Origin of the sequence: Streptococcus sp. SR1, assembly GCF_000526075.1 — a bacterium.
GTDB lineage: Bacteria > Bacillota > Bacilli > Lactobacillales > Streptococcaceae > Streptococcus > Streptococcus halitosis.
This window is the reverse complement of the sequence record NZ_JATR01000028.1, coordinates 20,991-27,393: the sequence shown is the minus strand read 5'-3', so window position 1 is coordinate 27,393 and position 6,403 is coordinate 20,991. Positions and strand designations below refer to the sequence as shown.

Annotated in this window: 7 protein-coding genes; 3 read left to right on the top strand and 4 right to left on the bottom strand. The window is 43.9% G+C overall.

Annotation, left to right across the window (positions count from 1 at the left end):
• On the top strand, nucleotides 1-891 hold an 891-nt coding region (locus HMPREF1518_RS10070; RefSeq protein WP_033585830.1), incomplete at its 5' end, for an SIALI-17 repeat-containing surface protein.
• Nucleotides 892-960: 69 nt separating this feature from the next.
• On the opposite strand, the gene mraY is transcribed toward HMPREF1518_RS10070, so the two are convergent.
• Genes mraY through rsmH form a run of 4 tightly spaced genes read right to left on the bottom strand, consistent with a single transcriptional unit; the run spans nucleotide 961 to nucleotide 5,480 of the window.
• Complete coding sequence (mraY, locus tag HMPREF1518_RS10065; RefSeq protein WP_033585829.1) at nucleotides 961-1,941, bottom strand: phospho-N-acetylmuramoyl-pentapeptide-transferase; 981 nt, start codon at nucleotides 1,939-1,941, stop codon at nucleotides 961-963.
• A 1-nt stretch (nucleotide 1,942) separates the two neighbouring features.
• On the bottom strand, nucleotides 1,943-4,198 hold the full coding sequence (pbp2x, locus tag HMPREF1518_RS10060; protein ID WP_033585828.1) for a penicillin-binding protein PBP2X: 2,256 nt from the start codon (nucleotides 4,196-4,198) through the stop codon (nucleotides 1,943-1,945).
• A 3-nt stretch (nucleotides 4,199-4,201) separates the two neighbouring features.
• Nucleotides 4,202-4,519 (bottom strand): cell division protein FtsL, encoded by a 318-nt coding sequence (ftsL, locus tag HMPREF1518_RS10055; RefSeq protein ID WP_000840799.1) that lies wholly within the window; start codon nucleotides 4,517-4,519, stop codon nucleotides 4,202-4,204.
• A 10-nt stretch (nucleotides 4,520-4,529) separates the two neighbouring features.
• On the bottom strand, nucleotides 4,530-5,480 hold the full coding sequence (gene rsmH, locus HMPREF1518_RS10050) for a 16S rRNA (cytosine(1402)-N(4))-methyltransferase RsmH (protein ID WP_033585827.1): 951 nt from the start codon (nucleotides 5,478-5,480) through the stop codon (nucleotides 4,530-4,532).
• Nucleotides 5,481-5,642: 162 nt separating this feature from the next.
• Here rsmH and HMPREF1518_RS10045 point away from each other — a divergent pair, with 162 nt between their 5' ends.
• Both HMPREF1518_RS10045 and HMPREF1518_RS10040 read left to right on the top strand, forming a co-directional pair.
• Complete coding sequence (locus HMPREF1518_RS10045; RefSeq protein WP_001082470.1) at nucleotides 5,643-5,837, top strand: helix-turn-helix transcriptional regulator; 195 nt, start codon at nucleotides 5,643-5,645, stop codon at nucleotides 5,835-5,837.
• Nucleotides 5,838-5,852: 15 nt separating this feature from the next.
• The gene (locus HMPREF1518_RS10040) at nucleotides 5,853-6,395 is read left to right on the top strand and encodes a DUF3278 domain-containing protein (protein WP_033585826.1); all 543 of its coding nucleotides are present in this window, start codon (nucleotides 5,853-5,855) and stop codon (nucleotides 6,393-6,395) included.
• Nucleotides 6,396-6,403: the final 8 nt, after the last annotated feature.

The window sequence follows — 6,403 nt, the reverse complement described above, 5'->3', positions numbered from 1 at the left end:
ACAATTCCTGAATACACCGAACCTATCGGAACGGCGGGGCAAGAGGAAGCTCCTACTGTTGAAATTCCTGAATACACCGAGCCTATCGGGACTGCGGGGCAAGAAGAAGTTCCTATTATTGAAAAACCTGAATACAATAAGCCTATCGGGACTGCAGGGCAAGAAGTGCCACCTATTGTTGAAAAACCTGAATACAATAAGCCTATCGGGACTGCAGGGCAAGAGGAGGCCCCTACCGTAGAAAAACCTGAATACAATAAACCTATCGGGACTAGCGGGGATCAGACCGCTCCAACCCTTAGACTTCCTGACTATCCAGTTCAAGTCTTGAAAGATAAGGAGACTGGAGTAGAAATCATCGGTGGAGCCAGCGACTTAGAAGGAATTTCTCACGTTTCTAGCCGACGTGTCCTAGCTCAAGAACTCTTTGGCAAGACCTATGATGCTTACGATCTACAGCTTAAAAATCCAACCAATAATAGCTTGCAGCCAAAAGGCTCTGTCTTAGTTCGCTTGCCTATTTCAGCTAACGTAGAAAATATCTACTACATCACTCCGACCAAGGAGTTGCAAACCCTTGATTTCACCGTTCGAGACGGAAAGGTAGAATTCATCACTAATCATTTCAGTACCTATGCTGTCGTCTATCAAGCAACTGGAACAACCTCTAACACAGAGGAAAAACCAAGTACTTCAGATACAGAAACCTTGGCACACGAGGCTGAACAACTTTCAGCTAGTCCGAGCCTTGCGAAAACTGGAAATCATTCTTCTAAAGAAGAGCTTCCAGCGACAGGAGAAGCGTCCAACCCACTCCTCTTCTTAGCAGGACTCAGCCTAGCTCTTACAGCCACTTTTATGTTAAAAGGGAGAAAGGATGACTCCAACTAACCTTTAAACAAACAAAAACAGGATGAAGATCACCTTCATCCTGTTTTATTTTGTCATCAAAAGTTAGATTTACAGTAGGTATAAAAAGGCTAAGGTCAAGAGACTTGCTAGAAGCCCAACTCCCCAAAAGAAGAAGTCAACCTTCCACTCGCTCCAAGGACTGCCCTTGCCTGAGAATCCTCCAAGCTCAAAATGATGATGCACAGGTGTCATACGGAAAATACGCTTCCCACCACTAAGTTTGAAGTAGGTAACCTGCATCATAACAGAGCTTGTCTCAAAGACATAGATAATCCCAATCAGCAAAAGGGTCCATTCTTGGTGAAGGGCCATAGAGATTGCTGCCAACATCCCACCTAGAGCCAAACTTCCAACGTCTCCCATGAAGACCTTGGCAGGCTTGTGATTAAAGACGAAGAAGCCTAGCAAACCACCAATCATGGCAAGAATCACAAGAAGGATATCCAGTTGATTTTGCATATAAGCAATCACACCGTAGGCCGATAAGCTAATCACCACGGAAATACTTGCTAAGCCATCGATCCCGTCCGTCAGATTCACCGCATTTGAAAAACCAACTAGCCAGAAAAGGGCAAAGAAAATATAGAAAATCCCTAGATGTACTTGGTAGCCAAAGACTGAAAGCATATCGCCACCACGCTCATAAAAGAGGTAGAAAATCACTCCTCCAAGCAGCTGGAGAGCAAGCTTTTGTTTAGGATTCAATCCTTCGTTGATCTTACGGAAAATTTTGAGGAAATCATCCAAAAAACCTACCAAACCATACAAAACCAAGATAAACAAAATCATGCCAACATTGTTGGTCAATTGTTGGGTAAAGAGAGCAACCAGAAAGCTCACAACAACTGCAACAATCAGGAAGACAAGACCTCCCATGGTTGGAGTCCCAGCTTTAGCTTGGTGTTGCTTGACATCCTCGTGCATCTGCTGACCTGTAATCTGTGCTTTTCGATAAAATCGGATAAAGGCTGGAATACCTATCAAGGTCAATAGAAAGGCTAGAACTCCAGCACTAATGGAACTAATCATCTTAATCTCCTAAAGTTATTTTCATTTTTTTAATGTCTTTGAGGGCTGTATTGGCACGGACACTTTGTTTCTTGACCGTTTTGCCACTACCTTCCCACTCGACTTCTATATTTAGCCATTTGGCAAATGTTTGCACATTTTCATCTGTCCAGCCATACATATCAGGCATTTCTTCGACCTTATCAGATAGGATCAAGATTTGCTGATTGGCTTCTAAATTATCTCCTTCAGAAACCGAGAGCTCCTTGATCTTGGTTCCTGTTCCGATAACGATTGGTTGGACAAGGTTACGACGCAATTCCTCTGCTAGGTCACCCGGAGTAAAGTCCTTGGTAGCTGGCATCGCATAGCTTGTCGTCTTGCTGACCTGATCCAAGTTCTTAGCAGTTGACTGAAGATTGAGGGATTCTTTCATGGCAGAAGCTCGCTCAAGGATTGGGTTGGCAAACTCTCCAAGCTGAACACCCGAATAATGCTCTGGCTGTTGCACCGTCACATAGAGGATAAAGTCAGGATTTTCTGCAGGATGCATCGACACAACAGAGAAGATATAGTTGGTTTCACCTGTAAGGTACCCGCCATTCTTCTCATCGGCAATCTGAGCAGTCCCTGATTTCAGAGCGACATTCTGACCTGGAACATTGACATTTGCTTTTCCTATGCTGTGGTTGTACATGGTACCGTAGACAGGATCTGTTCCGACCATGACCATGTGATCCCGAGTAGAGGACGCTGCAGCTTTTGACACAGGATTTCCGACGATCTCCTTTTGAGACTTACGAACAGACTGGTCATTTGGATCATAGAGGGCACTGATAAATTTCGGCTCTAACATGACCCCATCATTGGCAATGGCTGTAAAGGCACGAAGCATCTGGGTCTGGGTGACAGAGATCCCTTGTCCAAATGCACTCATGGCAATATTGACAATGTTATCCGCAGGTAATTGACCTGTGTACTCATCTGTCAGACCAAAACGAGTTGGCACCCCAAACTTAAAGCGGTTAAGGTAATCAAGCCAGGTTGCATCCCCCATCTTTTGCTCAAGTAAGGTCATCCCGATATTACTTGAGTGGGCAAATCCTTGAGAGAAAGTCATGGTGCCACCACTGGTCAATCCTTCATTGACGTCCCAGTCTCGAATGGTCGCATCAGCTATTTTCAATTCACTACTGTTAAAGTATTCCCCACCAGGGAAGGTATTGTTATCAATAGCTGAGGCCAACATCATCACCTTCATGGTCGATCCTGGCTCGTAGTTACTTTGATAGAGGATATCTCGCCAGACAAAGTCTTTTGTGATGCCATCCTTGGTATCTGCGTTAAAGGTTGGCCGTTGGGTCGTAGCCAGGATTTCCCCTGTTTTAGCGCTAACCAAGGTAGCCGTCATATACTTGCCTTTTACCTTTTCCTGAAAGGCATCCATCTGTGTTTCCATAAAGGATTGTAAGGGACTAGAAAGGGTTGTGTACACATCCTTTCCATCTACCGTTTGTTGAGAAGCTTGATCTGTACCCGGAACAATGTTTCCCAGGCGATCCTTCTCATAGGTGATAATCCCATCTGTACCCGCCAGAATGCTATTTAAAGAACTCTCCAAACCAGATGTTCCAATCAAGCTCTTGGTACCATCCTCATTTTCATGAAGTTGCGCTAAACCGATAAAGGAAGAAGCAAACTGTCCATTGGGATAACTACGGTTAGGGCTTGTTGTAAAGTCAACCCCCTCGACACCAGCAGTTTTGAGGTCATTTTTAATAGCCATCATATTGGCATAGGTGATCCCATTTCCCTTGGTACCAAAAGATACCTGTTTCAGATCTGGCTGAGAAAGCTGTTCTTTGACATAGGACTCCTCCATATCCAGATACTTATGGAAAATTTCAGCCACCTTATTAAATTGAGAGTCCTCTACATAGAGAATTTTGCCTGTTGCTGACTTGTAGGTCTTGTCAATAACGGCATAGATATTATACGAAGTCGCATCCTCAGCAATAGGCGTTCCATTACGATCGTAGATGGTTCCCCGTTTTGCAGGAATCGTCTTGGTTGTTTGATGGACCTTGTTTGCTTCTTGAACCAAGTCCTTACCAAATTTTTTACCCGTTCCGATAATGACCGCAAAGTTGACCAAAAAGACAGCGAAGAGTATGACAGCCAATAAACTCAGGCTTTTCCCTACTCTTCTGCGGTTTTCTTCTGGGGATTTACGATTACGAACGGCATAACGGATGATTTTTTCTTTCCACTGTTTCATTTCTTACTCCGTTGCTCGGATATTTTCATTATTCAGCTGTAAATTCTTAGAGTTTGCAATTTCTTTCAAACGTTCTGAACGAATCAATTCATTGACCTCTTGCTTGGCATCGTCTAGCTCTGTTTTCTTTTCTTCGATTTGAGCATTGACCTTGGTCAATTCATTCTGAACTTGTAATAGCTTGGTCTGCATAAACACAACGCTGACTGCCAGGATAATCATTGTTGCAGCAATCGAAACATAGAAGGCCTTTTCCACACGTGAAAAACCTTTAAACTTCGTTTGCAATAACTGGCTTGTTTTTTCGATTCTTTCTGCCATGTTTTTCCTCTTACTTATGAATTTTTCTGGCCACGCGCAACTTGGCTGAATGCGAACGGTTGTTGGCTTCTAGCTCTTCGGCACTTGGCAAGATTGGCTTACGGGATACCAATTCCATCTTGGGCTTAAGATCATCTGGAATGAAGGGCAAGCCTTTGGGAACTTCCACTGTTGAAGCTTCCTTGAATAATTGCTTGGTCAAACGGTCTTCCAGCGAATGGAAAGTAATGACCGAGATTCTACCATCCAGAGCCAGCATGTCCATGGCCTGCTGGATGGATTCATCTGCCGCACCCAGCTCATCATTGACTTCGATTCGGATAGCCTGAAAAATCTGCTTGGCAGGGTGTCCCTTTTTCTTGAGTTCCTTGGCAGGCTTGGCCGACTTGATAATCTCTGCCAACTCCGTCGTCGTCTCAATGGGTTTCACCTCACGCACTTGCTCAATCTTACGAGCAATCTGTTTAGAAAACTTATCTTCACCATACTTGAAAAAGATCCGGACCAAGTCATGATAGTCATAATGATTGACCACTTCATAGGCCGTCAAACTAGCTTCCTGATTCATCCGCATATCCAGTGGCGCATCCTTTTTATAAGAAAAGCCACGCTCACGCTGATCTAGCTGAGGGCTGGACACTCCCAAGTCATAACAAATTCCATCAATTTCCTGGACACCAGCCTCCTGCAAACGTGCCTGCAAATGACGGAAGTTATCCTTGATAAAGGTTACCATCCCCTTTTCGATATAGGGTGCCAACCGTTTTTGCGCATTATCAATGGCATTCTGGTCCTGGTCAAAGGCATAGAGATGCCCTTTTTCGCTCAATTTACTTAATAAATATTCGCTATGGCCTGCTCCGCCCAAAGTCGCATCAACGTAGATACCGTCAGGTTTTACGTCAAGCATATCAATCGTTTCATGAAGCAAGACCGTTACATGATGAAATTCTTTTGTCATATCCTATCTATTTTACCACAAATCCGACCAGCTTGCACTTGTCAGACAAGGCTAAGTTTCTTCGAAAAAAATTCCCAAAAATATGTCATATATACTTGACATCTCATTCCCAAAAGAATATAATATAGTCAAATATATACGACATATCAGAAAGGAGACCCTATGAATCGTGTGAAAGAATTCCGCAAGGAACTGGGCATTTCCCAGCTCGAGCTCGCCAAAGATATCGGTGTCTCGAGACAGACCATCAACATGATTGAAAACGACAAGTACAATCCAACCCTGGAACTCTGTCTCAACCTCGCCCGCAGCCTCCAAACTGACCTTAACAGTCTCTTTTGGGAAGACGATTTTTAAAAAAGGAGCAAACAAATGAAAAAAGAAACTCTCACTGACAAACTCATCAAACGCACATACGGCATTTCTGGCCCCCTTGACGAACACAAACGGCGCGAGGCCGATCGTATCGGGAATCAGGTCTTTATCGTTCTCTTTTATCTCATGATATTTGGCAACCTCATCCCCTTTGTCCTTGCTTATAAATACCCGCAAATTGTCGCTATCGGCTATCCTCTCGTGGTATTTGGCATTTCGATGATGGCTGCCCTCTATGTGGTCTCTCAAACCAAGAAAACGGGCATCACAGCTATTGACCCCGAAATGCTGAGTCAAAAAGAAAGCAAACAGCTACATTTTCCTGGTCTAAAAGCCGGTCTAATCTATGGCATGGGCATGTTCTTTGGAATACCGCTTCTGAATGTCCTAACCGATGATAGCAAGGATTATCTTGGTTCTCTTTTAAATACAGGGCATTTTGTATCAACTATCCTAGCTACCCTCTTCTTCGGAGTGACCATACAAATTATCGTCTCTCTTCGCATTCGAAAAGCCAAGAAAGACCAAGAAGACGACTAGGAGATGCC